This window comes from Rothia sp. ZJ1223 (assembly GCF_016900985.1).
Taxonomy (GTDB): Bacteria; Actinomycetota; Actinomycetes; order Actinomycetales; family Micrococcaceae; genus Rothia.
The window spans coordinates 104,086-131,005 of the sequence record NZ_JAFEUT010000002.1 but is presented as its reverse complement, the minus strand read 5'-3'; the positions used below and the strand labels follow the sequence as shown (position 1 = coordinate 131,005).

General features: G+C 53.3%; 20 protein-coding genes and 3 tRNA genes. 12 read left to right on the top strand and 11 right to left on the bottom strand.

Features of this window, described 5'->3' with window-relative positions:
• Positions 1-29: 29 nt before the first annotated feature.
• Positions 30-1,070 carry an ADP-ribosylglycohydrolase family protein gene (locus tag JTP09_RS02955; RefSeq protein WP_204876838.1) on the bottom strand — a complete coding sequence of 347 codons (1,041 nt, stop codon included), beginning with the start codon at positions 1,068-1,070 and terminating at the stop codon, positions 30-32.
• Positions 1,071-1,141: 71 nt separating this feature from the next.
• On the opposite strand from JTP09_RS02955, the gene JTP09_RS02950 reads away from it, so the two are divergent.
• From JTP09_RS02950 to JTP09_RS02940, 3 genes are read left to right on the top strand one after another with little or no spacing between them, the layout of a single operon-like run.
• Positions 1,142-2,287: an exonuclease SbcCD subunit D gene (locus JTP09_RS02950; protein ID WP_204876835.1), complete on the top strand. Its 1,146-nt coding sequence runs from the start codon at positions 1,142-1,144 to the stop codon at positions 2,285-2,287.
• Positions 2,284-5,439, top strand: a complete 3,156-nt coding sequence (locus tag JTP09_RS02945) for an AAA family ATPase (protein ID WP_204876834.1) — start codon at positions 2,284-2,286, stop codon at positions 5,437-5,439. The genes JTP09_RS02950 and JTP09_RS02945 overlap by 4 nt, the downstream gene beginning before the upstream one ends.
• Complete coding sequence (locus JTP09_RS02940) at positions 5,426-6,766, top strand: hypothetical protein (protein WP_204876833.1); 1,341 nt, start codon at positions 5,426-5,428, stop codon at positions 6,764-6,766. The genes JTP09_RS02945 and JTP09_RS02940 overlap by 14 nt, the downstream gene beginning before the upstream one ends.
• Positions 6,767-6,866: 100 nt before the next feature.
• Here JTP09_RS02940 and JTP09_RS02935 read toward each other — a convergent pair whose 3' ends face one another.
• The 8 genes from JTP09_RS02935 to bcp all read right to left on the bottom strand — a co-directional run bounded on the left by JTP09_RS02935 (position 6,867) and on the right by bcp (position 14,950).
• Positions 6,867-7,514, bottom strand: coding sequence for an MBL fold metallo-hydrolase (locus JTP09_RS02935; RefSeq protein WP_204876832.1), 648 nt, complete (start codon positions 7,512-7,514; stop codon positions 6,867-6,869).
• Between the two features lie 13 nt (positions 7,515-7,527).
• Positions 7,528-8,616, bottom strand: a complete 1,089-nt coding sequence (locus tag JTP09_RS02930; protein ID WP_204876831.1) for an S-(hydroxymethyl)mycothiol dehydrogenase — start codon at positions 8,614-8,616, stop codon at positions 7,528-7,530.
• Between the two features lie 60 nt (positions 8,617-8,676).
• The gene (locus tag JTP09_RS02925) at positions 8,677-9,444 is read right to left on the bottom strand and encodes an alpha/beta fold hydrolase (protein WP_204876830.1); all 768 of its coding nucleotides are present in this window, start codon (positions 9,442-9,444) and stop codon (positions 8,677-8,679) included.
• 99 nt (positions 9,445-9,543) lie between these two features.
• Positions 9,544-10,674, bottom strand: a complete 1,131-nt coding sequence (locus JTP09_RS02920) for a YihY/virulence factor BrkB family protein (RefSeq protein WP_204876829.1) — start codon at positions 10,672-10,674, stop codon at positions 9,544-9,546.
• Between the two features lie 171 nt (positions 10,675-10,845).
• The gene (locus tag JTP09_RS02915) at positions 10,846-12,336 is read right to left on the bottom strand and encodes a malate:quinone oxidoreductase (protein ID WP_204876827.1); all 1,491 of its coding nucleotides are present in this window, start codon (positions 12,334-12,336) and stop codon (positions 10,846-10,848) included.
• A gap of 141 nt (positions 12,337-12,477) precedes the next feature.
• Complete coding sequence (locus JTP09_RS02910) at positions 12,478-14,178, bottom strand: ABC transporter substrate-binding protein (protein WP_204876825.1); 1,701 nt, start codon at positions 14,176-14,178, stop codon at positions 12,478-12,480.
• Positions 14,179-14,313: 135 nt separating this feature from the next.
• A tRNA-Leu gene (locus tag JTP09_RS02905) sits at positions 14,314-14,395 on the bottom strand.
• Between the two features lie 81 nt (positions 14,396-14,476).
• Complete coding sequence (gene bcp / locus JTP09_RS02900) at positions 14,477-14,950, bottom strand: thioredoxin-dependent thiol peroxidase (protein WP_204876824.1); 474 nt, start codon at positions 14,948-14,950, stop codon at positions 14,477-14,479.
• A gap of 193 nt (positions 14,951-15,143) precedes the next feature.
• On the opposite strand from bcp, the gene JTP09_RS02895 reads away from it, so the two are divergent.
• The 3 genes from JTP09_RS02895 (at position 15,144) to JTP09_RS02885 (ending at position 16,314) form a co-directional block, all read left to right on the top strand.
• A complete protein-coding gene (locus JTP09_RS02895; RefSeq protein WP_239478667.1) occupies positions 15,144-15,662 on the top strand; it encodes a MarR family winged helix-turn-helix transcriptional regulator in 519 nt (172 codons plus the stop codon).
• Between the two features lie 200 nt (positions 15,663-15,862).
• Positions 15,863-15,935 (top strand) — tRNA-Lys (locus tag JTP09_RS02890).
• A gap of 306 nt (positions 15,936-16,241) precedes the next feature.
• Positions 16,242-16,314: transfer RNA gene (locus JTP09_RS02885), tRNA-Lys, on the top strand.
• A gap of 187 nt (positions 16,315-16,501) precedes the next feature.
• Here JTP09_RS02885 and JTP09_RS02880 read toward each other — a convergent pair.
• Positions 16,502-16,963, bottom strand: coding sequence for a hypothetical protein (locus JTP09_RS02880; protein ID WP_204876822.1), 462 nt, complete (start codon positions 16,961-16,963; stop codon positions 16,502-16,504).
• A 462-nt stretch (positions 16,964-17,425) separates the two neighbouring features.
• On the opposite strand from JTP09_RS02880, the gene JTP09_RS02875 reads away from it, so the two are divergent.
• The 5 genes from JTP09_RS02875 to metG all read left to right on the top strand — a co-directional run bounded on the left by JTP09_RS02875 (position 17,426) and on the right by metG (position 24,640).
• Complete coding sequence (locus JTP09_RS02875) at positions 17,426-19,270, top strand: acetolactate synthase large subunit (RefSeq protein WP_204876821.1); 1,845 nt, start codon at positions 17,426-17,428, stop codon at positions 19,268-19,270.
• 5 nt (positions 19,271-19,275) lie between these two features.
• Positions 19,276-19,785: an acetolactate synthase small subunit gene (ilvN, locus tag JTP09_RS02870; protein WP_204876820.1), complete on the top strand. Its 510-nt coding sequence runs from the start codon at positions 19,276-19,278 to the stop codon at positions 19,783-19,785.
• A 142-nt stretch (positions 19,786-19,927) separates the two neighbouring features.
• Entirely contained in the window at positions 19,928-20,956 is a 1,029-nt protein-coding gene (gene ilvC / locus JTP09_RS02865; protein WP_204876814.1) for a ketol-acid reductoisomerase, read from the top strand.
• Positions 20,957-21,320: 364 nt separating this feature from the next.
• Entirely contained in the window at positions 21,321-22,916 is a 1,596-nt protein-coding gene (serA, locus tag JTP09_RS02860; RefSeq protein ID WP_204876812.1) for a phosphoglycerate dehydrogenase, read from the top strand.
• Positions 22,917-23,098: 182 nt separating this feature from the next.
• The gene (gene metG / locus JTP09_RS02855) at positions 23,099-24,640 is read left to right on the top strand and encodes a methionine--tRNA ligase (RefSeq protein ID WP_204876810.1); all 1,542 of its coding nucleotides are present in this window, start codon (positions 23,099-23,101) and stop codon (positions 24,638-24,640) included.
• A 122-nt stretch (positions 24,641-24,762) separates the two neighbouring features.
• On the opposite strand, the gene JTP09_RS02850 is transcribed toward metG, so the two are convergent.
• A complete protein-coding gene (locus JTP09_RS02850) occupies positions 24,763-25,809 on the bottom strand; it encodes a hypothetical protein (RefSeq protein WP_204876808.1) in 1,047 nt (348 codons plus the stop codon).
• A gap of 112 nt (positions 25,810-25,921) precedes the next feature.
• Here JTP09_RS02850 and JTP09_RS02845 point away from each other — a divergent pair, with 112 nt between their 5' ends.
• Positions 25,922-26,851 carry a hypothetical protein gene (locus JTP09_RS02845; RefSeq protein ID WP_204876806.1) on the top strand — a complete coding sequence of 310 codons (930 nt, stop codon included), beginning with the start codon at positions 25,922-25,924 and terminating at the stop codon, positions 26,849-26,851.
• Positions 26,852-26,920: the final 69 nt, after the last annotated feature.

Below are 26,920 nucleotides of genomic sequence, written 5' to 3'. Positions count from 1 at the left end.
GGGCACCTGCTTAGATACTCACCGTGCGGTTACTGTGGTGAACCGATTTGCGCCAACCAGTTGCTGAGAATGAGATCGAGAGCAGGCAGCGCCTCGGGCAGAACCTCGATGTCGTCGGTGGCTGATGCTGGGTGGCATGCTGCCAGTAAAACGGTGCTCAACGCGAACATCCGGTAGTCAGTTGTGCCGGTGAGTGCTCTGTCATACTCGGCGATTTCACTCAGTATCTCAGTGATTGTATTTTCTTGTTTTTGCAGGCTGGCTTCGGCATGCAAGACCATTGTCAGAGTAGCCCCTAGCTGGGCAGACGCGGTCAGACCCGATCCAAAAGCAGCAGAAAGATTTTGTAAGGTCAGCGGCTGACGTGCGCACTTGAGGGCGGCATCGACTGCCTCCAAAACCTCGGCAGCACCGTGAGTAAATGCGGCGTCGCGGGTATCTGCCAACCAATCCCGCACCCTGAGGGTTGCGGTGTGCAGGGCAGACTCCTGAGCGTCCTGGGCACCGAGTAAAGAACGTAGCAATAGGGCGCAGCTTACTGCCGCCGCCCGTGCCTGCTCGGCATCATGGGTCAGCGTCGCTGTTTTAGCTGCTAAAGAGATTACAGTGCGCTCATCAGCAACCGGTAGCAAACCCAGCATCGCTACGGGCAGCATCGCTGATGCTGAATCGTTGGTGGTAATGGGAGCCTTACCCACCAGCTGCATTTCACCACCGTTCAAAATCGTGAGGGTGGCGGCGTCCGTACTGCGTCTGCTGCGCATTACAGCGGTGTTATCGAGGGGACGCGGAGGAGCAAATGGCACCGCATCTGATATCAGAGTGCCGCCGGTACGCAACCAGCGCGTATAAGCAAGCCAGATGCAGGCAAGTTCATCGGCGTGGACTCCATCGTTATTCCACTCCAAAACCTCGCTGATGCCATCGAGCGTATACAGAGCTAACTGAGCATCGGCAAGAGCCGTCGACGAACCGCCACCGGGCACCGCGAAAAGAGCACGGACGAGGGCAGCAACCTGGTCTCGGTAACGGTGGGTGCTGGCATCGGGGGCTGGGAAACGGGTATCCATAACCACCATTCTACGGGTGATAAATTGTCATCTGCTAGGTGCGGTACATAACGCCCCGTAAACTAGAGACTATGCGTATTCTTCACACCTCTGACTGGCACTTAGGCCGCACTTTTCACGGTCTCTCGCTGCACGAAACCTGCGTCGAATTTACTAACGAGCTAGTAGAACTGGTGACTACCCGTGCTATTGATGCGGTGCTGATTAGCGGTGATGTATACGATCAAGCTCAGCCTCGCCCCGATACTGTGGCTTTGCTTTCTCACACTCTGACCCGGTTAGTCAAGGCGGGGGCGCAGGTGATCGTGACCAGCGGTAATCACGATTCTGCCCTGCGCCTGGGGTTTGCCGCCGATATTTTGCGCGCCGGTGGTTTGTTTATGCTGACTGAAGCATCAGCCCTTGACATCCCGGTGGAACTTACCGCAGGCGGGGTAAACGTGAATGTCTACGGCATTCCTTATCTTGAACCGCGTGCTTTCGCCGGCAACTGGAACATAGAACCCACCCATGAGGCAGTGCTGAGGCACGCTCTTGAACGCATCAAGCAGGACGCGCGCACCCGCACCCCGCACGCCACCCTCGTCATGGCGCACTGCTTTGTAACCAACGGTGTGGACTCTGACTCTGAACGGCGAATCAGCGTCGGCGGTGCGCTGAGCGTGCCTTTGACCCTTTTTGATTCTTTCGATTACGCGGCGTTGGGGCACCTGCACGGCAAACAAAAGCTAAGCGAGAAAGTGCGTTATAGCGGATCACCGATCGCCTACTCCTTCTCTGAAGAAAAGCACCGCAAGGGCGCGTGGATTCTTGAGGTAGATCAAAGCGGTATCACCTCTATTGAGGGGCACGAATGGGAAGCTGGCATTAAGCTAGCCAGCCTCACCGGAACCCTTGACGAGCTGACCACCGCTGAAAACGCCGAACACTACGCCAACACCATCTGCCGCATTACCCTCACCGATACGGAACGCCCTTCCCAAGCACTAGAAAAACTGGGAGCGGTCTTTCCCTCCATCGCCGAACTCTACTTCAAACCCAGCGGAATAAGTCCTGCAACCGATAAAGCCCACCGTCTCACCGAAAAAGAACGACCGCTCATCGATGTCTGCGCCGATTTCTACTCCTACGTACTGGGGAGAGACCTCACCCCGGCAGAACGCGTAGTCGTCACCAGCGTCGTCGAAGAAACCCACACAGCCAAGGTAAGCCAATGATCATTCACTCCCTCACCCTCAAAGCCTACGGGCCGTTCCCGCGTGAAGAACACATCGACTTCGAACGGTTGAATGAAGCAGGTATCTTTCTGCTGAACGGTCCCACAGGAGCCGGCAAGACCTCTATTCTCGACGCCATCAGTTTCGCCCTCTACGGAGAAACCCCCACAGTGCGTCCTCAACTGCGTAGCCGCTTTGCCAATGAACATGATGAACCGGGAGTAGAACTAGAGTTCACGGTGGGTTCAGAACGCCTAAAAATAGTGCGTAACCCTAGATGGGATAGACCCAAACTCAAGGGGACGGGGTTCACCCCACAAAATGCTAAGGCACTGCTGCAAAAACTAGAAGACGGTCAGTGGAAAACCCTCAGCACCGGTCACTCCGAGGCTGCCGGAATGATCCAAGACCGCATCGGTCTTAACCGAGAACAATTTTCTCAGGTAATTCTGCTACCACAGGGGGAGTTCGCTAAGTTCCTCAACGCAAAATCAGATGAACGCGAAGCACTGCTTAAAAAGCTCTTTGATACTAAGGACTTTCAGACAGTACAAGAACAGCTGCAAGAACGCGCACGCTCAGCCACTGCCGCCTCTCATACCGCTCAGCAGGCAGTAGATGCTCTGACTGATTCGCTCAAGGGCATGAGCCAGCAGTCCACTCACCGCAAAGAACATGACCTCTACCAAGAAATCAAAACGCTCGTAGAGCAGGACGGCAGCACGGACTTCCTAGAGCAGCTCCAGGGCTATCTCACCCAGCTAGAAGACCTAAACCTCACAGAAACTGAAGAGGAAACAGCAGAAGAAATCTTTGACTTCGTTACTGAGCACACCCGACTACGTCAGCAGCTGGCAGATGCTGGGCAGCGACTAAGCGGCGCCCTTTATCAACTAACCCAAACCCACGAAACCAGCCAGGGAAGGGTACAGCACCTGCGAAAGCAGCTCGGTGACTGGCAACGTTTTGCTACCATCACCCAGCGCAAACGCGAGCTGGATGCGCGAGCCGACGACATCGCTCAGACCGAGCAACAGCTGCAGGCGGCGCAGCGGGCAGCACCCGTGCTACCAGCCATCCAACAGGTCGCCACCTCAACCGCCGCCTACGAAAAAGCCCGTCAAGCCTATGCCAAAAGCATCGACGCAGAGCAAGCAGCGCACGCCGTACTCACCGAGATACCCCCGGTGGAAACCCACCCCGAAGCAACAGTGCTCAGCGCACCGGAGCATCAACTCAGCCACCAGATCGCACAAGCCCTCAGTGCCCTTGACCGACTCGAAAAAGCGCTCGCTGACCGGGAACGTACCGCGGCTCAACGCCAACAGGCGCAGTCTGAACTTGAAAAAGCTGAGCACGCACAAGCAGAACTTTCCGTTGCCGAGACCCAGCATCGGGAGCAAACCTCAACGGTCATCGAACAACTGACCGCTTTTGAAGGCATCGAACGAGAGCTTGAAGAGGCTCAGCATAGCCATCAGCGGGCTGTCGCTGTTGTTGAACTGTCGCAGCAGTGGAAGCTACAACAGAAAAAGGTTGCTAGCGCTGAAACTGTTTTCAAACAAGCTGAAGCTACCAGGCGTAATGCCGCTCAAGCGGCTGAGGATATCCAGCAGCTGCGTTTTAGCCAGGCAGCTTATCTGTTAGCGCAGCAGCTACAAGCAAATGAGAAGTGCCCCGTCTGTGGTTCCGCCGAACATCCGGCACCAGCTACCGCTCCGCACGATACTCAGCTCATCGAACAGGGTGATATTGATGCTGCCATCGAGCACCGTAATCGCGCTGAAAAAACCTGCGATAAAGCCCAAACAGCTTTTGAATCAGCCCATCAGAAACTCAAGGAACTGGTCGCAAAGGGCGCTGTAGAACCGGCGCACGCTGCCGAGGCTGAGATACGGGCGAAAACCGCTGTTGAAGGTATCCAGCAGAGAATCTCAGAGCGAGATGCTCTCCACCGAACTCTTACTCGCTTAGAAGAGCAAGGCAAGAAACTTGAAGCGAAACTGGCTGCAACAGCAATCACGATAACCCAGCAACAGCAGCTAGTGAGTGTCTATGCCCAGGAGCTTGACCGATTACAACTAGAACTTGAAGGGCGTGAAACAGAACGCAGCGTAGCCACCCGCAAAAAGCTGGTATGTGACTACGGCACCGCAGCAGCTGAGCGCGTCCGCCTCAAAGAGCTTACTGACTCTGAAAGTGAGCGTCTAGATCAAGCAAAAACCGCGCTCACCCAGTTGCTGATGGCATCGGAATTTGAGACAGCTGAACATGCGGAGAAAGCCTCGCTACCAGCTGCTGAGATCAGACGTCTTAACACAGTGGTGAGCGATTTCCGCACTGCTGATGAGCGTTTGACCGGGCAGCTGGAAGATCCTGTGCTTCAGGCAGTGGCGCAGGCACAGGAACAGGGCGTAAACGCCCCCGACTCGCAAATAGTCGAGGACCTTGAAACGCTAGTGAAGCAACTGGCCGATGCCCGTGATCGTGTGATTCATTTACAAGCTGAGATGACCGCAAACAGTAGAGCGTTGGTGAGCGTGGGCGAGCGCTACGAGCGTCAGGCTGAAGTGTCACAGTCCCTAGTGGATGAAGCAGCCCGATGGAACCTGTTGGCGAAAACTGCTAACGGGTCGGGGTCTGATAACAGCCTGAATATGACTCTTACGACGTATGTGCTGGCTGCCCAGTTGCGTGAGGTGACGGCTAATGCTTCCGATCATCTTAAGCGGATGACTCACGGCAGGTACACCCTGAAGTACAGCCACGAGAGAGAAAAAGGTAAGGGCAGAGGCAACTCCCGCGCTGGGTTGGGCATTGTGGTACACGATGCCTGGCATGATGATGATAGACCCACCAAATCGCTTTCGGGCGGTGAAACTTTCATGGCTTCTCTTGCCCTTGCTTTGGGGCTGGCGGAGGCTGTTCAGCAGCGCAGCGGAGGTATCGATATAGACACGCTCTTTGTGGACGAAGGCTTTGGTTCTTTGGACGATTCGACCCTGGAAGAAGTTATGAACACCCTGGATTCGCTGCGAGCCGGTGGTCGCGTTATCGGTCTTATTTCGCACGTTGCTGAAATGAAAAACCGCATCCCAACCCAGGTTCAAGTGAACCGTTCACCGGAGGGTTCTTCTCTTGTCATCTCTTAAAACCCGCGGTGAACTGATGGCGTTTGACGCGCATCCGGGTATTCGGCAGCGGTGGCGCTATTCAGCGCGCTACACGTTGCAGCGGTTCCGGTTGCTTTCCGATGCCCTGGGCGGGCAGTTTATGGCTTTTGTGGTGCTGATGCGTCTTGTGCCGCCTATGCTGTCGCTATCGCTGCTGATTGGTGTTGCTGAACAGACGAGTGAGGTGAGCGTGGGCGGGTTCGCTGCTGGCATTGTTGCTCTCACGTACGCGGCGATGATGCCGGTGTACAGCGTCCTGGCTCAAAGGTTTGGTCATGCCCGTCTTTTGCTGTGTACAGGTATTGCGAATATTCCGGCGATGTCTTTGCTGTCGTGGCAACTGGTAGAGATTGCTGCGCAGGCACCCACCACTGTTAACGCTACGGGTATTTTGATAGCTGCCAGTGTTGCTGGGGCGACCATCCCACCGATGTCTTCGATGATGCGTTCGTATTGGAGCCGGGAATATAAGCGTACCCGCGACCGTAAAATGTTGAACTCAACTATTGCTTTCGAGTCTCTTTTTGAGGTGGCTACGCTGCCGGTAGCTGCTGTTGTTACCGGCTTGATCGCGCTGCTCATTGGGCCGATGTACTGCCTGTTTGCTCTCATTATTATTAACATGTTGGGCATGCTGTTTGTGGTCTCGCGCGTCAACAAACCGCTGTTCCCGGCGGTATCAGCCCAGGGGTTCAGAACCTATTCAGCGGTAGGCAAGGTGCCTTCTTCACGCGATTTTACGTGGCTGCCTCTCTTAGGCACCGCGTGCGTGGGAGTGATTGTTGGCTCTGCGCAGTCTTCTTTAGCGTCACTGACTTTGGGCTCTGATTCGATTGAACAGCTGGGTTTTTACGTGGCAGTGATGGGTTTAGCGAGCGCTTTTGCCGGTGGTTTCTTGCTTTTCGGACGCGTACGAGTGGCAGGCTGGAACAGCTGGTTGGTGAGCGGGGCGGTTCTTATCGCTTTGACCATGCTGCTTTCTATCCCGGTGACGGGGTTCGGTGTGGTGCTCACGATGGTTGGGCTGGGGGTGGGCACAGGTGCGGCAACAGTCTGCATGGAATCTGTGACCACCTCAGCTTCTTTACGCGGCTACCTCGACCGTGCGCTGACCTCATCGCAGGCAACTCTGACTGCGGGCTTAGCGCTGGGACTGGTATGGGGCGCGATTCTGAGCGAGACTTACGGCTACCAGGTAGGTATGCTGATTCCCGTTGTTGCTGCCACCACCTACTTCGTGGTGGGTCACATTTTTGGTTTTTACTGGCGCAGATCGTACGAAGAACACCTCGAATCAACCTTCTAAGCCGCGCAACTTAGCGTATATACAAAAGCCACCGCAGAGATTTTTTGCCTCTGCGGTGGTTTTTAACGCACGCTATACGCCCAGGTGCTAGCGGTTTCTCCTAGTGACCGCGTGCAATCCATGCGTCCAGCTCGGGGGCTTCAAGACCGATGCCGGTGCTATCGCCATGACCGGTCAATACTGCGGTTGAATCGGGTAGCGTGAACAGCTTGTTCTTGATGGATTCGATGATGGTATTGAAATCTGAGTACGAACGCCCGGTTGCTCCAGGACCACCGCTGAAGAGGGTATCGCCTGAGAAGACGACACCGCTACTGTTCTCCCAGCTGAGGTCTTGTGAGTAGAAGCAAACAGAGCCGGGGGAGTGACCGGGGGTTTCTAAAACGGTGAGTTCGGTGGTGCCGATGGTGATAGTGTCACCATCGGCTAAGTCGCTGTCGAACTCCCAATCAGGGTAAACCATCTCCCACAGCACCCTATCGGCACTGTTCAGATAAACGGGCGCGTTGAACCGATCCGCTGCTTCTTTGGCGCTGCGGATGTGGTCGTCGTGGGCGTGCGTCAAGAGAATCTTCTCAACGGTGCGACCGTCAACGGTGGCCGAGATTTTATCAACGTTGTGGGCGGGGTCGATAATCACCACAGATTCATCGTTGCCGATAATCCACACATTATTATCGACCTCCCAGGTGCCACCATCTAACGAGAAGGTACCGCTGGTAACAACATTTTCAATGCGTTCTGACATGAAAAAGTACTCCTTACAGCTCAACGACTGAGCGCAAGACTTTGCCGCTCTTCATCGTTTCAAAAGCCTTTTCAACGTCTTCAAGGGCAATACGCTCGGTCACGAAAGCGTCGAGGTCAAGGTTACCCAGCTGGTAGTGCTGAACGAACATGGGGAAGTCGCGTGAGGGTAGAGTGTCGCCGTACCACGATGACTTGATAGAACCGCCGCGTCCAAAGACCTGATCTAAAGGTAGCTCTGCGATGGTATCGGGAGCGGGCACACCCACGAGAACCATGCGTCCTGCCAAATCACGAGCCTCGAAAGCCTGTTTGAAGGTGGGCACAATGCCGACGGCATCAATCACCAGATCAGCACCAAAGCCACCGGTGAGCTTCTGAATGCCCTCGACCGCATCAGCCTGCTTGGAATTAATAGTGTGGGTAGCACCCAGCGCGCGGGCGCGTTCCAACTTAGCATCATCAATATCAACGGCGATAATGGTGGTTGCACCGCCGAGCTTAGCACCGGCAATAGCGGCGGTACCTACGCCACCGCAACCGATAACAGCAACAGATTCTCCGCGCTTAACCTCACCGGTATTCAGGGCTGCGCCGAGGCCTGCGGTGACGCCACAACCCAGCAAACCAACTGCTGCGTACTGGTCATCGTCAAGGTCAGCTTCAATCTTGGTGCACTGCCCGGCAGCTACTAGAGTCTTTTCTGCAAATGAGCCGATACCGAGTGCAGGCTCAAGCTCAGTGCCGTCCTCCAGGGTCATCTTCTGGGTGGCGTTGTGGGTGTTAAAGCAGTACTGCAACTGACCCTTCTTGCATGCACGGCATTCACCGCACACTGCACGCCAGTTGAGAATAACCTTGTCGCCGGGCTCAACGTTAGTAACGCCCTCACCGACAGCTTCAACTACACCCGATGACTCGTGACCCAGTAGGTAGGGAAAGTTACTGCCGACGCCACCTGCAACATAGTGCTCATCGGTCTGGCATACACCGCAGGTGAGTACTTTGACCAATGCTTCACCGGGGCCGGGGTTAGGAATATTAATGGTGGTAACGCTGACATTACCTTTTTCGAGAGCTACAACGGCTTTAACCTTGTGCACTGATTCTCCTTGCAACGATATTAATCTGTGTGGTGGCGCACCGATAAAAGTGCCTATTACCTACCGTAGCCCATGCTGTGATTTAACCTCTACCTCCAGCGTTGAGGTTAGTTCTTGGCGTAAGAAATCTCTGGCTGTCGCGCGTGCTTTGCCCGAGGTGAGCACCGAGATATGGTCGCGTCCTGCAACAACTTCTAGGCGTGCCGAATAACCTGCGGCTAACGTGGCGTCAACTAATTGTTGAGCGCCTGCGGCTAGAGCATCGTGTTCTCCGTGAAGTAGAAGTACCGGGACGCGTGCCTGAAAACTGGTGAGCGGGTTCGACAGTGCCCGAGCAAAGGTCAATAGTGCTGGGCGAGGAACACGGGTGTGAGCGAGAACCTGATCAAAAAGTCGTTCGTCGTGCCCCGGTGCTGGGTCTGAAGAAACAAGCTCATGGGCGGCAATATCAAGGTGATTGTGTGCTCCCATACCGATGATGGTTGCCGCAGCCAGCGGGCTAGAAGCGTCCGTTGCCAGCTCCCAGATAAGGCGCCCGCCCAAGGAAAACCCCAGTCCTACTACCGGTTGAGCTAGCTGGTAGATTTCACTGTTGAGATGCTGCACCATGATGTTGATATCTTTGGGCATTTCACCGGGTTCTACCTCAGCGTCATCTTCTACAGAATGGAGGGGAAGCGTTACCGCCCACACCCTAAAACCTGCCTGCGTCAGGGTTTTAACCCACCCTGTTTTCACCCAGCTCTGCTGCACAGAACCACCAAACCCGTGTACAGCAACCACCGTTGCCACATACTCACCGACTGGTTCAAAAACCTGAGACTCCATCGCGTTCTTCTTTCACCACACAAAAACCCGGCGCTCTTTGCAGAGCACCGGGTTTAGAGTTTACCCACTAGATCTTACTTAGCTACTACAGCAAGACTACTAGTTCTTTGACAGGTCGATATCGTTGATATTTTCCTTTTCGTTCTTTGCAGCTTCTTCTTGCATATTCATGCCAGAGTTATTCTGTAGGCGAATCTCACGCCCCTCTTCGACCAGCTTATCGAGCTTCTCCAGGTTCTTAATCGCCATGGTGTCATCACGAGGTTCAATCTTTAGAGTCTCCTCAGCCGGAATACCGGCGTGCAACTCGCGTGCTCGCTGAATTTCAGCATCAATCTGAGCACCAAAGAGCAGAACATTGTTCATGATCCAGACCATCATTAGCATGACAATCACACCACCGATAGCGCCGTAGGTTGCGTTATAGTTGGCGAAGTTTGAAACGTAGAAGGTGAAACCAGCACCAGCTACACCCATCATGATGAGTGCAAAAGCTGCACCGGGGGATATCCAACGGAACTTTGGCTGCTTAACGTTGGGGGTCGCGAAGTAGAGCACGCCCACTAAAATAATGGCAATGATCAGCATGACAGCCCAGCGAGCATAGTTCCAGATAGCTGCGAAGCCACCAAAATCCATACCGGTGAAATCGCCCACGACGTCGAGAACGTCCTTAGAAGTCAGCAGAACCATCATCATCGACACCATAATCAAGACCATGATGAGGGTAACAACAAGATTGATAGGACGCAGCTTCCAGATAGGACGCCCCTCAACAACACCGTAAATACGGTTGAGTGCGCGCCCGAAAGCGCCAACGTAGCCCGATGCCGTCCAGAGCGAACCCACCAGACCGGTCACCAACGCCAAACCAGCGGCACTTGAAGCAGTCAGCTGAGAGATGGGCTGCTCAACGACACCCAAAATATCTTTGGGAGCGTAGTCTGAGAGGAAGTTCAGAATCGCGTCCGTAGTCTGTTGACCATGACCGAAAACACCCAAAAGTGATACCAAAGCCAGAAGCATCGGCATAATGGAAAACACCGCGAAATAGGTCAGAGCCGCTGCAAGATCGGTGCTGCCGTTAGCGAGGAACTCTCTCAGCGAACGCTTGAAAATATAAATCCAACTGGGCTTACCGAGCTGCGTCAGTTTCTGCGGCTTTTCACCGGAACGCGGGTCAGAGCCGTGCTCTGCCCGCTTGATGGTCTGTTCTTCTGGAGTTTGCATGGGTCTCGTTTTCTAAAAGAGAGAAAAGTGAACGTCAAAGATGTGGTTTTATCGAATACACAGTTTACTGCTCAGTTCAGTAAATAGTGGAATTTTATCTGGCACCACTTCAACAAAAAAGTGGGGCTACTTTTTGAATGAGTTAGTAGCCCCACTTTTTTTACTGCGAGTTTAGTTATTGATGCCCAGAATCTTGGCGGTGTACGCCATGATTTCATCGGCAACCTCTGGGTTACTGTTGAGGGGAACACCGTAGGCGGGCACCAGTTCTTTCAGGCGTGGTTCCCACTCGCCCATACGGGTGGGGAAGCACTGCTCAAGGAGCTTGAACATGATGGGCGCTGCGGTGGAAGCACCGGGTGAGGCACCCAACAAAGCTGCGATAGAGCCGTCACCTGCGGCAACAAGTTCGGTGCCGAACTGCAAGATGCCGCCCTTTTTCGCGTCCTTCTTCATGACCTGAACACGCTGACCTGCGGTGATGAGCTCCCATTCATCTGCCTGAGCTTCGGGGTAGTACTCGTGCAAAGACGCGATGTGAGCCTCACGGTTTTTGAGTACTTCAGTGATGAGGTACTTGGTGAGCGACATGTTATCTAGACCAGCACGCGCCATGGGGTAGATGTTATCCGGGCGCAGCGACAGCGGAAGATCAAGCAGCGATCCCTGCTTGAGGAAGTTAGTCTTGAACCCTGCGTAAGGGCCAAACAGCAGTGAACGCTTACCGTTAACGTAGCGGGTATCCAGGTGAGGAACAGACATAGGGGGAGCACCCACCGACGCCTGACCGTAGACCTTGGCATTGTGTTTGAGAGCGGTTTCTTCACTGGTGTTACGCAAGAAGAGACCAGAGACGGGGAAGCCACCAAAACCTTTACCCTCGGGAATGCCCGATTTCTGTAGCAGGCTCAAGGCGCCACCGCCGGCACCCAAGAAAACGAACTTGGCGCGAATGGTTTTATTGTGCTCTGAGTTCAGACGGTTCTTCACAGAGAGGGTCCAGCTACCGTCGGTTTCTTTGGTGACCTTGGTAACCTGCTGACCGAACTCAACCTGAGCACCGTTTTCTTTCAGGTAGTTGATCATGTGCTTGGTGAGCGCACCAAAATCAACGTCAGTTCCCTCGGGGGAGTAGGTTGCCGCTACGCGTCCGGGAGTACGACCGTTCATGGTCAGCGGTGCCCACTGCGCGATCTGGTCGCGGTCTTCGCTAAACTCCATACGCTCGAACAGCTTCTGGTTGCCCAAAGCTGCGTAGCGCTGTTTCATATAGTCGCTGTGCGCGTCCCCGAAAACCAGCGACATGTGCGGTACAGGATTAATAAACTCAGCGTTGGGAACCTTGCCTTCTTCGACCAAGGACGCCCACAGCTGACGAGAAATCTGGAACTGCTCGTTGATTCCAATAGCTTTGGTGGGATCAACGCTGCCGTCGGCTGCTGCCGGTGCGTAGTTCAGCTCGCACAGGGCAGAGTGACCGGTACCGGCGTTGTTCCACGGACCAGACGATTCCTGGGCGGGCTTATCAAGCCGTTCAAGAATGGTGATGTTCCAGGAGGGTTCAACTTCTTTTAGCAGGACGCCAAGGGTGGCGCTCATAATACCCGCGCCAACGAGGACGACGTCTGCAGTTTCAGTACGTGTCACAGTGAAAAACTCCATCAGTTGTGCGAAGGGCTCTGCCGTAGAACCCGTCTTTATCTGCCCAGAAATTACTCTGAGCAGTTACTACTGTTAGGGTATCGCGTGATACCTACCAATGCCTAACGTATCTACCGAGGTTGGGCAAAGATGACGCAAAACTTAGGACGTACGGGGTGAAACGCCGGCGTAGGCAAGGTTGTCGAGACCGGTGGCGCTCATAGGGTAGGTGGTGACTGTGTTGGCGAGAGCAACGGAGCTAACAGCGAAAGCTAGGGGTATAGCAACGAAATGTTGCATGAGGTGGTAGCTTGCTTGCGCGTATTTTTCGCGGTGCTCGGTGAGATCTTCAATAGCATCAGCTGCGTAGAGTTCTTTGAAAGTGTCAGAGAGATTCTGCACGGGGGTAACAGCGGCTGAGTCACCGGTTGCCGCTGAAATGTCAGAGGAAGAGATGGCAGTGTCAATGTCTCCACTGATACCGCGAAGGGGAGCCAGGACGCGTCCTAGAAATGCTGCGGGATCACGGTAAGCACCAATGAAGCCGTCGAGATAAAGAGCCTGTTCGGCGGGTGCAGAACGTACGGCTTCTAAGTAACCGTCAGACCACTTGATCGGTCGTGGCTTGATGTTAAAACCTGCTCTGCTGAGATGCCCCGCGACGCTGGCGTATACCACCTCTGGTCTCTCCATGGAGGGGAGAGAGACATCAGTGGGGTAATAGAACTCTAAGGGCTCTCCCTTATAGGCGGATTCTTGCAACAGCTTTTTGGAGCGTTCGGGGTCGTAGCTAATGAGCTGGTTGATTTCATCAGAATCCATCATGAACAGCGGGGGAATGAAATCGCGCGCGCGGGTGGAGCCCTGCGGGAAAATCCCCGAAACGATAGCGTTCGCGTCAATAGCATGCGTCATAGCCTGACGAATGAGGGAATCTTGCATGAGGGGGTTTTGAAGGTTGAAACCTACGTAGGCAAGTGCGTAAGGGTCGCGGATGCGGGTTTGATAGCCCGCACGCGCCAAGGGCACAAAATCGTTAAGACCTACTTGGTCGTAGCCGTCAATCTCACCCTTGGTGAGGCGGTAATAACGCATCTGAGAACTGGTGATGGCGCTAAATTCCACCCTGTCAATACTGGGCGTTGTGCCCCAGTAATTCTCAAATTTTTCGAGGGTTACTGCGCCCTTGTTCCATGAGGTACAACGGAAAGGGCCTGTGCCTACGATCAGGTGTTCAGCAGACGGTTGTTGGTCAAGGGCAGAAGGTGAGCGTAAACCGAAAGCTGGTTGGCTCAGCGCTGCGAGGAAGGAGACGCTGGGGCGTGATAGCCGCACAACTAGCTGATTTCCTTGCCCCTGATAGGAAGCAATGAGCGGCTCTAATTCTCCTGCCGGGGTAGCCGTGCCAAAAAAGCTGAGGTAGCGCGATACAGCGCTGGACTGGGGGACGCTGGCAAGCTGCTTAAACCTGTCGAAGTTTTGTACAACAACCTCGGCGTTGAGGGCTTCTCCGTCATGGAACATAACATCGGTGCGCACCTCAAAGGTGTAGACCAATCCATCGTCTGAGACCTCCCAACTCTTTGCGAGACCGGGTTCTGGTAGCCCGGTATCTAGGTTAGGAAGAGTCAGCCCTTCAAGTATCTGCGCGCACACGCGTCCGGTCTCAAAGCTGGTTGAGATACCGGGGTCAAGCGAAATAACGGGGGCAGCGTTGGCAAAGCGAAGCACTTTCTCAGGAACCGCTGGGGCACTATCTGCGGGGGAAATCGCATCACTCGTGCATGCTGAGAGGGGGACACCCAAGGCGATTAGAGCTGAGAGACGGGTGAAATCTCGGCGGGAGAGGGCAGACGAATCCATGAATCTTCAGCTTTCTCTACGAACTAGCGACTCAGTGGCGAATCTTTAGCGGGGAAAAAGCAACGCACCATTGCGTGCCACCCGCTTACAAACCGCCACAAATAACTGAAGCCCAGATGAAAATCTGGGCTTCAGTGCGCGAGGAGGGACTTGAACCCTCACGCCGTAAGGCACAGGAACCTAAATCCTGCGTGTCTGCCAATTTCACCACTCGCGCTGAGATAGTAAATATCAACGGAAAACATACTACCGTAATCCGTTGAAAATCTCCTAATCGAACCGGTCGAGAGGTGACTGGTTAGCTGTCGATACCCAGATCGCGGCGAAGTTTAGCCACATGACCTTTGGCCCGCACGTTGTATTGAGCAAGCGCTACCTTGCCCTTCTCATCAACAATAATGGTTGACCTAATCAAACCCACATAGGTCTTGCCGTAGTTCTTCTTCTCGCCCCACGCACCGTAGCTTTCAGCCACTGCATGATCTTCATCGGAAAGCAAGGGGAAGGTCAGCGACTGGTTGGTGGCAAACCGTGCTAACGCGTCCGGTAAATCGGGGGAGACGCCCAAAACCTTGTACCCATGCCCGGCAAGGCTCTCAAGGCTGTCACGGAAATCGCAAGCCTGGGTGGTACATCCGGGGGTGGACGCCTTGGGATAGAAATAGATAATCACCTGCTGCCCGCTGTAGTCAGCAAGAGCAACCGTGTTGCCTGCTGCGTCCTTCAGGCTGAAATCTGGTGCTGTATCACCGGGGGTAAGTCGCTGGCTCATAACCCATCACTTTCGTTGCAGAGACTGTGAACAATGCATGAACATCTTATAAATATTCTCCCCATGAATATAGGCGGGGTGAGAAAATTTTTTGCTCAGAGCTATAAAAAATTTCTTCAGTTAACCCTATAATGACCGTATGCCTGATATCGGTAAGTGGTCCATAAATCGTTTATTATCAACAGCAGCTCGGATGCTTGAGCACAGTTGGAATGCTCAACTCAAAGACTTGGGGCTGACGCACGCAGGAGTCACTGCTTTGGGAGTTATCTCTCAAAACGGTGAAATTTCTCAGGTGCAAGTTGCCCACATTGTAGGCGTGCAGGCGCAGACGATGGGGAAAACCCTCGCGCGTCTTGAAGCCTACGGTCATATTGAACGGGTAAGAAGTACTACGGATCGTCGTAGCTACCTTCTAACTATCACTGAGAGTGGTCTTGCTGCCCTCGATCGTGCTGAAGAAGTTGATAATAAGTTATCGCAGTCGGGGGAGCTTGCTAACCCCGACTTTCAAAATATGCTCATCAGCGTGATTCAAGAGCTCTCCACCCACGAAGGTGGTAAAGAAATCTTCGAGTCAGCCACTGAGGGCAACCTCAAGCCCAGTACGGAGAAAGTGAACAACCTGCAGGTGGATTCTGAACTGTCAGCAGACACAGACGTCACCGCAGTGATTGAAACAGACTCTGGGTCAGGGCTGAAAAATAAATAGTTCATCCATATACCTGTAAGGCGGCAGTGCGAACTGCCGCCTTCTTTTATGCCCTAAGGTGCTGGAAGTGGGCACGGGGTGGGACAGTGGTGAATAAGCAAATAAAGTGCCCTTGCTAACATTTGCTCTTTTTGAGTTGCGCGGTTCATCTGGGTGTTCTATAGTTATATAAGTCTTCACGGCATTAGTCGAAAAGATATGCACCTCTAGCTCAATTGGCAGAGCAATTGACTCTTAATCAATGGGTTGTGGGTTCAAGTCCCACGGGGTGTACTGAGAAAGACCTTACCGCTTACGGTAAGGTCTTTTTTGCGTCTGCCGAAGAATCTGTTTGAGCTGTTGCGGTAAAAGTGCGGCTTGAGCCGTTGAGCTGTAAGGGGAACACTTTTTGTTCTAAAACTTCTTGTAATCCCGAGCTTCATCTTTAAGCGCATGATTCACCTCATGGTAAGAGGTGAATCATGCATCAATGGGTGGTTTAGTGGTTTTGGCTAGTAGAGATGCACATCACTGCCTTTTGATTTGTTCGTGAGCTGGTGACTGTGTAGAGTATTACCTGTTGCTTCGTTCAGAAGCTACGCACCTCTAGCTCAATTGGCAGAGCAATTGACTCTTAATCAATGGGTTGTGGGTTCAAGTCCCACGGGGTGTACATATAAATACTTGAGGGTCTCACCGTTTGGTGAGACCCTCAAGTATTTTCTATACCCAAGATTCTTGATCAGCTTTTTGCTTGCCCGGGGAGTGAAAAGCTCTATAACCTCAAGCCTCGTGAGATAACTTGCCTCTGCGCCTCAAATCTGAATGAAGAAAGAGGCAGGAGACAACAGCCATTGAATCTACAGCTGCTCTAAAACGGTGGATTGCTTCAAGAACTCTGCAAAATCCTCTAAGTCAACGGTCTGATCGAGGGTGCCAGTGCCGTGACTGCTTTCGAAAGAGTGTAGGGCTTGAAAGTTCAGTGCGAAAGATGATCCGTTCGTGGTTTCAATAACAAGCTGTTCGTGGGGGTCAATACCAAGGCTCACGAGATTAGTGTTGTCTACTGAGGTGGGGGTTCCTCCGCTGGCGATCTCAGGGAAGGTAACGGGTGCAACAACGATTCCGCGTGGTGCGTCCCGGTAACCCACGAGAAAGTATGTCTGGTCTTCTTGCTGACCGGTCGCAATGTCCTCATTGTCATAGCGTGAGGTTCCTGTGGCTAAGACGAGGTTGTAGGCGCCAAAGTTGATAATCTGCTCATCAAAGACGGTGTGCAGTATCTGAGCTATTTCATCGCTGGTCAGTGCTACTAGTTTCATGTGAGCCAGTCTACTCGGTAGCCCTGTAAAAAGAGCAGAGAAAAAACTGTAAAGAACCATAAAACATTTTGTTACGTTTAGCCCCAGCTACGTGACTCACTTGCTTCATGAATGAGACCTGCTTCTCAAAAGGTGAGCAGGCTTTGACCCTCCCACTGCCCCCGCCGCATACTGTTAGATATGTCTATGCAGTATGTTCAGGTAGAAATTCTTAAGCTTGTGGTCAATCCCTAGGGTGGTCGCAGGCTTATCAATGACCCTGATAAAACACATACACCCTTCGCACCAACCCCCACGGCGAAGGGCTTTTTTATAGGCGCTAAGTACCCAAAGCGTCACATGCCGGCACAGCTGGTATAAATGACACAAGATTATAAACAGGTTAGAGATAACGACCGCTGAGCTATCACACCGCACAGTACTAAAGCTTTTATCACTGACATCAATCAGCAAGGATGAAACATGAGCACGGGATTACCAGGCACTCCTGCGACAGTTGCATCGCACACTGGTGAGCGTCGAAACGCCGCGTCTGCAGCTACCTCGAAGCCCGCCGTAGAGCGCATGACGGGGTCACAGGCAATTGTCCGCTCGCTTGAGGAGTTGGGCGTCACTTCAGTTTTCGGTTTGCCCGGTGGCGCTATTTTGCCCACATACGATCCGCTTCTTGATTCCACAAAGATTAACCATATTCTCGTGCGCCACGAACAAGGCGCAGGTCATGCTGCTCAGGGGTATGCGGTATCAACCGGTGAAGTGGGAGTCTGCATTGCGACCTCTGGTCCCGGTGCAACGAACCTCCTCACCCCCTTGGCAGATGCGAACATGGACTCTGTGCCGATGGTGGCAATTACTGGTCAGGTTTCGTCAAAAGTTATTGGTACTGACGCTTTCCAAGAGGCAGATATCGTGGGTATGACCATGCCCATCACCAAGCATTCTTTTATGGTGCGAGATGCCCAAGAAATTCCCCGTTGCATCGCAACAGCCTTCCACATTGCTGCAACTGGACGCCCCGGTCCGGTACTGGTTGATATTACCAAGGACGCGCAGCAGGGCATGATGGATTTCTCATGGCCCCCAGCCATCGATGTGCGCGGCTATCATCCGGTGACTCGAGGTCACTCCAAACAGATTCGTGAAGCTGCGCATTTGATTGCAGAGGCACAGCGTCCGGTGCTCTACGTGGGTGGTGGTGTCACTCGCGCGGACGCGTCCGACGAATTGGCACAGCTCGCTGAGATTACCGGCGCACCGGTAGTAACCACCTTGACCTCACGCGGTGCATTCCCTGATTCTCATCCACAGAGTTTGGGCATGCCCGGTATGCATGGAACGGTGCCCGCGGTGACCGCTATGCAGAAATCAGATGTGCTGGTGGTCTTGGGTGCTCGGTTCGATGACCGCGTGACCGGTGTGGTTGACACTTTCGCCCCCGATGCCAAGGTCGTTCACATTGATATTGACCCCGCCGAAATCTCCAAGATTCGTTACGCAGATGTGCCGATCGTGGGCGATGTAAAATCTGTTCTGCCTGAGCTGAACGCAATCCTAAGCACCGAACTTGCTGGCTCCATGAGTGATTTGAGTCCATGGTGGTCTGTTCTTGAGAAGTGGCGCAAAAACTTCCCACTGGGCTACAGCTCAACAGAGGACGGTCTGGGGCAGCCCCAGCACGTGATTGAACGCATCAGTGAAATGACAGGTCCTGACGCCTACTATGTGGCGGGCGTCGGTCAGCACCAGATGTGGTCAGCCCAGTTCATCAAGCACGAAAAACCCCGTCACTGGATCAACTCGGCAGGTCTGGGCACAATGGGTTACTCTGTTCCGGCAGCGATGGGCGTAAAAGTTGCTCATCCCGAAGCTGTAGTATGGGCAATTGACGGCGACGGCTGCTTCCAGATGACCAACCAGGAGCTGGCAACCTGCGTTCAGAACAACATTCCCATCAAGGTAGCCATCATTAACAACTCGTCCTTGGGTATGGTGCGCCAGTGGCAGACCCTCTTCTACGATGGTCGCTACTCCAACACCCACCTCAACACCGGTGCTAACAGCGCTCGCATCCCCGATTTCGTCAAGCTGGCTGAGGCTTACGGTGCGGTGGGTCTGCGCTGCGAAAGCGATGATGAGGTAGATGCAACGATTGAGCAGGCTTTGGCTATCAACGATCGTCCTGTGGTGATTGATTTTACGGTTAGCCCCGATGCGATGGTGTGGCCGATGGTGCCTGCCGGAGTTTCAAACGATTTAATTCAGATTGCTAAAGAAACTTCACCCGACTTTGACCGAGAGGAAGTTTAGAAGTCATGGCTCGTCATACTCTTTCAGTTTTGGTTGAAGACAAACCGGGCGTTTTGGCGCGTGTATCTGGGCTTTTCGCCCGCCGTATGTTCAACATTGATTCATTGGCAGTGGGGCACACTGAGGTTCCCGGTATTTCTCGTATCACGATTGTGGTTGATGCTGATGCGGCAATCCTTGAGCAGGTTACCAAGCAGCTCAATAAGCTGATTCATGTACTCAAGATTGTGGAGTTGCCCGCAGAAACTTCGGTGCAGCGCGATCACATTATGGTCAAGGTGCGTGCTGATATTGCGACTCGCTTGCAGGTGACTCAGGCAGCTGATTTGTTCCGCGCGTCCATTGTTGATGTCTCAACCGAGTCGGTGGTGATTGAATCAACGGGTTCGGCTGAGAAGAATAACGCCCTGCTCGATGTGTTGGAACCTTTTGGTATTCGTGAGATTGTTCGTGCGGGTACTTTGGGGCTTGGGCGAGGTCCGCGGTCGATGAGTGAAAAGGCATTGCGCGGCTAATGCCCATTATGTGAATGTGATGTTCACTATATAAGACGCTGTGGTGCCGGGCACCATCTCGCACCCAAAACCCCTATTATTGATTTCAGGTACATTGCTTTGATAAAAGCGCCTGAAAAACTATCAAGGAGAGAAACCTCTTATGGCAGCAAAAATTTTCTACAACGATGACGCTGATCTGGCAAACATTTCAGAGCGCCAGGTAGCTATCATCGGCTACGGCTCACAGGGTCATGCACACGCTCTTAACCTGCGCGATTCAGGTGTTGACGTACGTGTTGGTTTGGCTGAAGGCTCAAAGTCACGCGCTAAGGCAGAAGCCGAAGGTTTGCGCGTGCTGAACGTAGCAGACGCCGTTGCAGAAGCTGACCTCATCATGATTCTGGTTCCGGATCAGGTACAGGCTGAGGTCTACAAGAAGGATATCGCCCCCAACCTCTCCGAAGGCGATGCTCTATTCTTCGCTCACGGTTTCAACATCCGTTTCGGCTACATTGAAGCACCCGCTGGCGTTGACGTCGCAATGGTTGCGCCCAAAGGTCCCGGTCACACCGTTCGTCGTGAATTTGAAGCAGGACGCGGCGTCCCCGCCATCGTCGCTGTTGAAAAGAACGAGTCAGGCAAGGCTCTTGAGCTGGCACTGGCTTACGCTAAGGCAATGGGCGCAACTCGCGCAGGCGCTATCGAAACTACTTTCACTGAAGAAACCGAGACTGACCTGTTCGGTGAGCAGGCTGTGCTGTGCGGTGGTACCTCACAGCTCGTTCAGTACGGCTTCGAGGTTCTGACCGAAGCTGGCTACCAGCCTGAAATCGCCTACTTTGAGGTGCTGCACGAACTCAAGTTGATCGTTGATCTGATGATTGAGGGTGGCATCGCCAAGCAGCGCTGGTCAATCTCAGACACCGCTGAGTACGGCGACTACGTTTCTGGCCCCCGCGTGATCTCACCCGAGGTCAAGGAGAACATGAAGGCTGTTCTTACCGATATTCAGGAAGGCGCTTTTGCGAAGCGTTTCATGGAAGATCAGGCTGCTGGCGCTCCCGAGTTCAAGGAACTGCGCGCCAAGGGTGAAGCTCACCCCATCGAGGCAACCGGTCGCGAACTACGTCAGCTCTTCTCCTGGAACAAGGCTGCTGATGACTACACCGAAGGTAGCGTAGCCCGCTAAATTCAGTTTTATTGATGCTGTCATGATGCACCGCCGAGACCCCGTAGAAATTCTGCGGGTGCTCGGCGGTGTTTTTGCACCGGTTACTTGCCTTCATAGAACAGGAGGTAACCGCTGGGCAACTGTTACATATTTTTAACCGTTCGCACCAATCAATGTTTATTGTCTGTGCCATTTTGGTGGCACAATAGAACCAATCCCACAGGTGTGTGCGTTGGCCGTAAATGGTGAACCGATGCAAACTCTCTGTAGCGAAGCGCGCCCTGTGTTTCGCGTCCCTTCCCAGCGCTGCGGCTCATAAAGCTACCTCAGCGCGCGGCATCGCAAGAGACTTCTTACCCAAGATTTTCTAAGGAACACTCCCGTGACTGAAAAACCCGTTGTACTGATCGCTGAAGAACTTTCCCCCGCTACCATTGAAGCGTTGGGTCCTGATTTTGAAATCCGCACCACTGACGGGGCTGACCGCACCCAGCTTTTGTCAGCAATTGCTGATGTCGATGCGATTTTGGTGCGATCAGCTACCCAGGTTGATGCTGAGGCTATCGCTGCTGCCCACAAGCTCAAAGTGATTGCCCGCGCTGGTGTGGGCTTGGACAACATCGATATCAAGGCAGCTACCGCAGCTGGCGTGATGGTTGTTAACGCGCCCACCTCCAACGTCATTTCAGCGGCAGAGCTTACGGTCGGGCACATTCTGGGGCTTGCCCGCAATATTTCAGCGGCAGACCGTTCTATGAAGCAGGGGGAGTGGAAGCGTTCACTGTATTCGGGTACCGAGTTGTATGAGAAGACCATTGGCATTATCGGTCTGGGGCGCATTGGCGCCTTGGTGGCAGAGCGTCTGAAAGCTTTTGGCACCGAGATCATTGCCTACGATCCCTTTGTGACCGCAGCCCGCGCTTCTCAGGTTGGCGCTCAGCTGGTTGAACTTGATGAGCTCATTGAGCGCAGCGATTTTATTACTATTCATATGCCTCGCACTCCCGAAACCTTGGGCATGATTAACGCCGATGCTTTTGCCAAGATGAAGAACAGCGCCTGCGTCGTTAACGTGGCACGTGGCGGTTTGATTGATGAAGCTGATCTTGACGCTGCTTTGCGTGCCGGTGAGATTGCCGGTGCGGCTATTGACGTTTACGTGAAAGAGCCCGCTAAGAACGTGCCCTTTATCGAACTCGATAACGTGGTGGCAACCCCTCACCTGGGCGCTTCAACTGCTGAGGCTCAGGAGAAGGCAGGCATCTCGGTGGCTCGTTCGGTGCGCTTGGCTCTTGAGGGAGATTTGGTGCCGGACGCGGTTAATATCGCTGGTGGCGCTATTGATAAGGACGTGCGACCGGGTGTTCCTCTTGCCGAAAAGCTCGGACGCATTCTCACTGCCCTGGGCGAAGATGAGGCTCTTGCTCGCGTTGAAGTGAAGATCGCCGGCGAGATTGCTACCAAGGACGTCACCTCCCTCAAGTTGTCAGCACTCAAGGGCGTTTTTACCGATGTTGTTTCTGACAAAGTCTCGTATGTGAACGCACCCGTCATTGCAGAGCAGCGCGGAGTAGATGTTGATTTGGTAACCACCGCTGAAACTGACTACTTTCGCAACGAAACTATTTTGACCGGCGCGCTGAGCAACGGAGACAACCTGAGTGTGGGCGGTACGGTGACCGGACCCAAGCACATTATCAAGCTGACTAGTATCAACGGTTACGACCTTGAAACGCCTATCACTGATTACATGCTGATTCTTGAATACGAGGATCGTCCTGGCATCATTGCTGCGATGGGTACCCTATTGGGTACCGCGTCCATCAACATCGCGGGTATGCAGGTTTCTCGTAGCGAGAAGAATAAGCGTGCTGTCTCAGTGCTCTCACTCGATTCAGCAGTACCGCACGAGGTAGTGGAGTCAATCCGCAAGGTTGTTAACGCAAACCGCGCAGCGCACATCAATTTGGCTGACTAAGCTGCCACCAACAGCTGCACTACATTCAACCAAGACCTAAACCGAGAACAATGAGCGTGAAACCGCAGTCTCACCCTTCGCCGAGTACTAGCTCACTGTGCGGGGTATAGACTGCGGTTTCCTTCTGCCATGGGTGAGACTCTAAATAGGGCTTTACCTGCTTTTTCGGTAAAGTTGGGTGTATGACTTCAGAACCTTTTTACATCACTACCGCCATTGCTTACCCCAATGGAGACCCCCACATCGGGCACGCTTACGAGCACATTGCCACCGATGTGATGGCACGCTTTAAACGCCTGGACGGTTTCAACGTTCGTTTTCTGACCGGCACCGATGAACACGGTCAGAAGATGCAGACTACCGCCGCGAAATTGGGGATGACTGCTAAAGAACTGGCTGATCAGAATGCTGCTCGTTTTAAGGCGATGGATGATGCCCTAGGTATCTCGTATGACCGTTACATTCGTACTACTGATGCTGATCATTACGCTGCATCCCAGGCGATCTGGAAGCGTATGGAAGAAGCCGGTGACATTTATCTTGACAAGTATGCTGGCTGGTACTCGGTGCGTGATGAGGCATTTTACGCTGAGGATGAGACTGAGGTGCGTGATGGCGTACGCTATGCCAGCTCAACCGGTACCGAGGTAGAATGGACTGAAGAGGAGTCATATTTCTTCCGTCTGTCGAAGTACGCTGATCGCCTCAAAGAGCTGTATGCTGCTGAGGGTTTTGTCTACCCCGAATCTCGCCGTAACGAGCTTGCCGGGTTCATGAAAGACGGGCTGACTGACCTATCTATCTCTCGCACCAGCTTTGACTGGGGTGTGCCTGTGCCCGGTAACGAAAAGCACGTCATGTACGTGTGGGTGGACGCGCTCACCAACTACCTGACCGGTGTTGGTTTCCCCGACACCGATAGCGAGCTGTTCACTACGTTCTGGCCCGCAAACTACCACGTCATTGGTAAAGATATTTCCCGCTTCCACGCTATTTACTGGCCTGCTTTCCTCTGGTCGGCGGGTATCGAGCTGCCCAAGCGCGTCTTCGCACACGGTTTCTTGCTGGTAGACGGTGAAAAGATGTCAAAATCCGTGGGCAACGTGGTTGATCCCAACGACCTAGTGAAGTCCTTCGGTTTGGATCAGGTGCGTTTCTTCCTCCTGCGCGAGGTAACCTTCGGTCAGGACGGTTCTTACTCAGCAGAAGCGATTAAGAGCCGCATTAACTCTGATCTGGCAAATGATCTGGGCAACTTGGCGCAGCGCTCGCTGTCGATGGTTGCTAAGAACTGCGAGGGTAAGGTACCTGCTCACGGTGAGTTCGCTGCCGAAGACACCGCGATGTTAGAGGCAGCCTATAACCTGTACACCCCCGTCCGCGCGGACTGCGAGGATCTTGCTTTCCATAAGGCATTGGAGCGCATCTGGCAGGTTATTGCTGAAGCAAACCGCTACTTCACCGCGCAGGAGCCTTGGAAACTGCGTAAAACTGACCTCGAACGTATGAATACCGTTCTTTACGTCACTGCCGAAGTTCTGCGCGTGGTCGCAACCCTGGTTCAGCCGATCATGCCCGAATCGATGGGTAAGTTACTTGACCTTTTGGCCGTCTCAGAAGAGAACCGCGTGTTCGCGGCCTTGGAGAACAAGTTGACGGTTGGTGCCGAGCTACCCGCACCGTCACCGGTCTTCCCTCGTTATGAGGAACCTAAGGATGCCTAAAACTCTTAAGAGTTTTACAACCAGCAAAGAGGTGCGGTCTGGGCACTGCGCGTCCTTTGCGTAGTTTAGAGACTACTTAAAGCGAAAAGCTGCACCGGTCGGTGCAGCTTTTCGCGTAGTTACTAGACCCAGCCCAGGCGGGTGAGCTGAGCTGAAATCATGTGGGAAATCACGAGATATCCCCAACCATTGAGGTGGAAGTAATCATCGGCGTAGAGCGATCGCGGGGCGTTACCAGCATCGAAATCTTTGCGGTCATCATCTGACTTCCACACATCAGAACCAGCTAAGTCACCGTAGCGTAGCCAGGGTTCCTGGGAACGAATGCGCAGCCAACCCATGGTGTCGAGGTAGCGGTCCCCGTAGGTGTTAGCTGCCCAGGTGTTGTACGCATTAACTTGGGCAAGCTGCTCAGAATCAGGGGATTGCTTAGCTGAGGGATAGTGGCCCATCACCAAAGTGGTTTCGGGGGCAACTGATATTGCCGCCTCTGTGTCTTCCTGCAGCTTCGCCAGATTCTTTAGATTGTTACGACCAATCTGAATAAGGTGGTGGGACGCGCGAGAAATCATCTCCTGGCGGGAATGGAAATCTGTGGCGATGCCCGCCGGCGCGTAGCGTTCTTCACCGTTGACCAAACGGAAGAAACGGAGCTGACCCTTAACGCCGTCAGCAGCCGAAAGCACACCGGGGATATCCTGCACGTAACCGGGGAATACCGTATGGGGGTTCCACTCGGTAGTAGTTGAAGGGTCTACATCGACCATCACAGAACCAGAAGCCGGAATCATATCGTTGGGGAAAACCAAGCGGTAACGGTATGCCTTAACACCGCGGCGGGCAAGAATATTTGACGAAATCTCACCGCTGCGTCCAAAATTCAGTACCTCGATACCGTTAAGAGCTTTCAATGACGTCTCGATGCGAGCGTCTAACCCCTTGGGCACACCCTGAGCAACGTGCAAGTTTTCAATAGTTGAGCTACCCCACAAGGCCAAAGAAAAACCCTTGGGTGACTGGTATGAAAACTGAGGGGTCTCAATGACTTCCTCGGCGGTAGCTTTGGTGGCAGATGCAGCGGCAACGCCCACGCCTGTTGCCAAAGCACCAAGCATCAAGGCTCGGCGAGAGGTTGTTAGGGCTGGTGCTGGCAAATCAGCAGAAGTCATAAGCGTGAATCTTGCTCCGTGATCAAAAAGTACAAAAATGCAACGAAATCCGTTGGCAGATAACCAGTGTAGTGTGTAAGACTATACGAAAGATACGTCCTGAAGGTGGAGTTTGTCGGTAACAATGGTCACGTCCTCTTTTATTGTGCGCTCTCTTACTGTATTGGGTTTGCTGGTGGTCGCCGGGTGCTCCTCCGCACCCGAAAACCTCAACGATCTCGAACCAGTTGATAAGGTCAATGAGAAGAACCTTGAGCAACTCACCTCGTGGATTTTCCCACCCGAAGAAGCTGAGAAAGCTCGCGCTGCTTTTATTGAGCGATGCGTTGCTGCCAACGGCGGCGGAACCTATACCATAGCCGATGCCCAACAGAACACCCTCGAAGGAATTCTCGGCACCGGTTTCACCGTCGAAGAAGCAGATAAACACGGCTACGAACTAGCTAACGCTGGTGCAAGAGACGGGCTTGCTAACTCTGATACAGCGGGTAGATCAGCCTATTTTGGTAACTCAAAACTAGGCACCGTTGAGACCTCACTTCTGGGGTATTCCTCAGGAAAAATTGCTGCTAACAGTTGCCTTGCTCAGAGCTTCCAATACATCTACGGTAGCGTCGAAGATGGTCTCAAAGCTGCTGAACTTGCTCCATCCTTCGGGCGAGCCGTGCGCGATGAAGTACTCGATGATGAAAAGTACAAAGACCTCCAAAACCGGTGGGCAACCTGCATGAGCGAAAAAGGGTTCCCAGATATCTCAGATACCACCCAGGCACCCGCTCACGCTAACAGCCACCTGCCCAAAGAGCAGAAAAAAATCGCAATTGCTGATGCCACCTGCCGCCACAACGTAGACTTCGACGCTCAAGTATCTGATATTTCCCAGCGTTACTTCGCCAGCATCTACGAACGCGTCAAAAATGTGGGCGACGAGCTTGAAAAAATCCACGATCAAGCAGCCAAAAACGTTGAGGCAGATAAAACTGACCCCAAAGACAGCTCGCCGATTGAGCTTCAACCCACACCCACCGCGTCCGCATCATAAAAACACCCCGAGCGCCTAGCATGTGTGCATCGTGAGACGCTGGTCTGACAGATGAATAGAAATAGGGCT

Excerpts from the sequence above, each read along its gene's own strand:
- JTP09_RS02925 (WP_204876830.1), bottom strand. The coding sequence starts at position 9,444 with ATGGAGTCTCAGGTTTTTGAACCAGTCGGTGAGTATGTGGCAACGGTG.
- JTP09_RS02935 (WP_204876832.1), bottom strand. The coding sequence starts at position 7,514 with ATGTCAGAACGCATTGAAAATGTTGTTACCAGCGGTACCTTCTCGTTA.
- JTP09_RS02955 (WP_204876838.1), bottom strand. The coding sequence starts at position 1,070 with ATGGATACCCGTTTCCCAGCCCCCGATGCCAGCACCCACCGTTACCGA.
- ilvC (WP_204876814.1), top strand. The coding sequence starts at position 19,928 with ATGGCAGCAAAAATTTTCTACAACGATGACGCTGATCTGGCAAACATT.
- JTP09_RS02950 (WP_204876835.1), top strand. The coding sequence starts at position 1,142 with ATGCGTATTCTTCACACCTCTGACTGGCACTTAGGCCGCACTTTTCAC.
- ilvN (WP_204876820.1), top strand. The coding sequence starts at position 19,276 with ATGGCTCGTCATACTCTTTCAGTTTTGGTTGAAGACAAACCGGGCGTT.
- JTP09_RS02850 (WP_204876808.1), bottom strand. The coding sequence starts at position 25,809 with ATGACTTCTGCTGATTTGCCAGCACCAGCCCTAACAACCTCTCGCCGA.
- metG (WP_204876810.1), top strand. The coding sequence starts at position 23,099 with ATGACTTCAGAACCTTTTTACATCACTACCGCCATTGCTTACCCCAAT.
- JTP09_RS02945 (WP_204876834.1), top strand. The coding sequence starts at position 2,284 with ATGATCATTCACTCCCTCACCCTCAAAGCCTACGGGCCGTTCCCGCGT.
- JTP09_RS02910 (WP_204876825.1), bottom strand. The coding sequence starts at position 14,178 with ATGGATTCGTCTGCCCTCTCCCGCCGAGATTTCACCCGTCTCTCAGCT.
- JTP09_RS02895 (WP_239478667.1), top strand. The coding sequence starts at position 15,144 with ATGCTTGAGCACAGTTGGAATGCTCAACTCAAAGACTTGGGGCTGACG.
- bcp (WP_204876824.1), bottom strand. The coding sequence starts at position 14,950 with ATGAGCCAGCGACTTACCCCCGGTGATACAGCACCAGATTTCAGCCTG.
- JTP09_RS02915 (WP_204876827.1), bottom strand. The coding sequence starts at position 12,336 with ATGGAGTTTTTCACTGTGACACGTACTGAAACTGCAGACGTCGTCCTC.
- JTP09_RS02880 (WP_204876822.1), bottom strand. The coding sequence starts at position 16,963 with ATGAAACTAGTAGCACTGACCAGCGATGAAATAGCTCAGATACTGCAC.
- JTP09_RS02920 (WP_204876829.1), bottom strand. The coding sequence starts at position 10,674 with ATGCAAACTCCAGAAGAACAGACCATCAAGCGGGCAGAGCACGGCTCT.
- JTP09_RS02875 (WP_204876821.1), top strand. The coding sequence starts at position 17,426 with ATGAGCACGGGATTACCAGGCACTCCTGCGACAGTTGCATCGCACACT.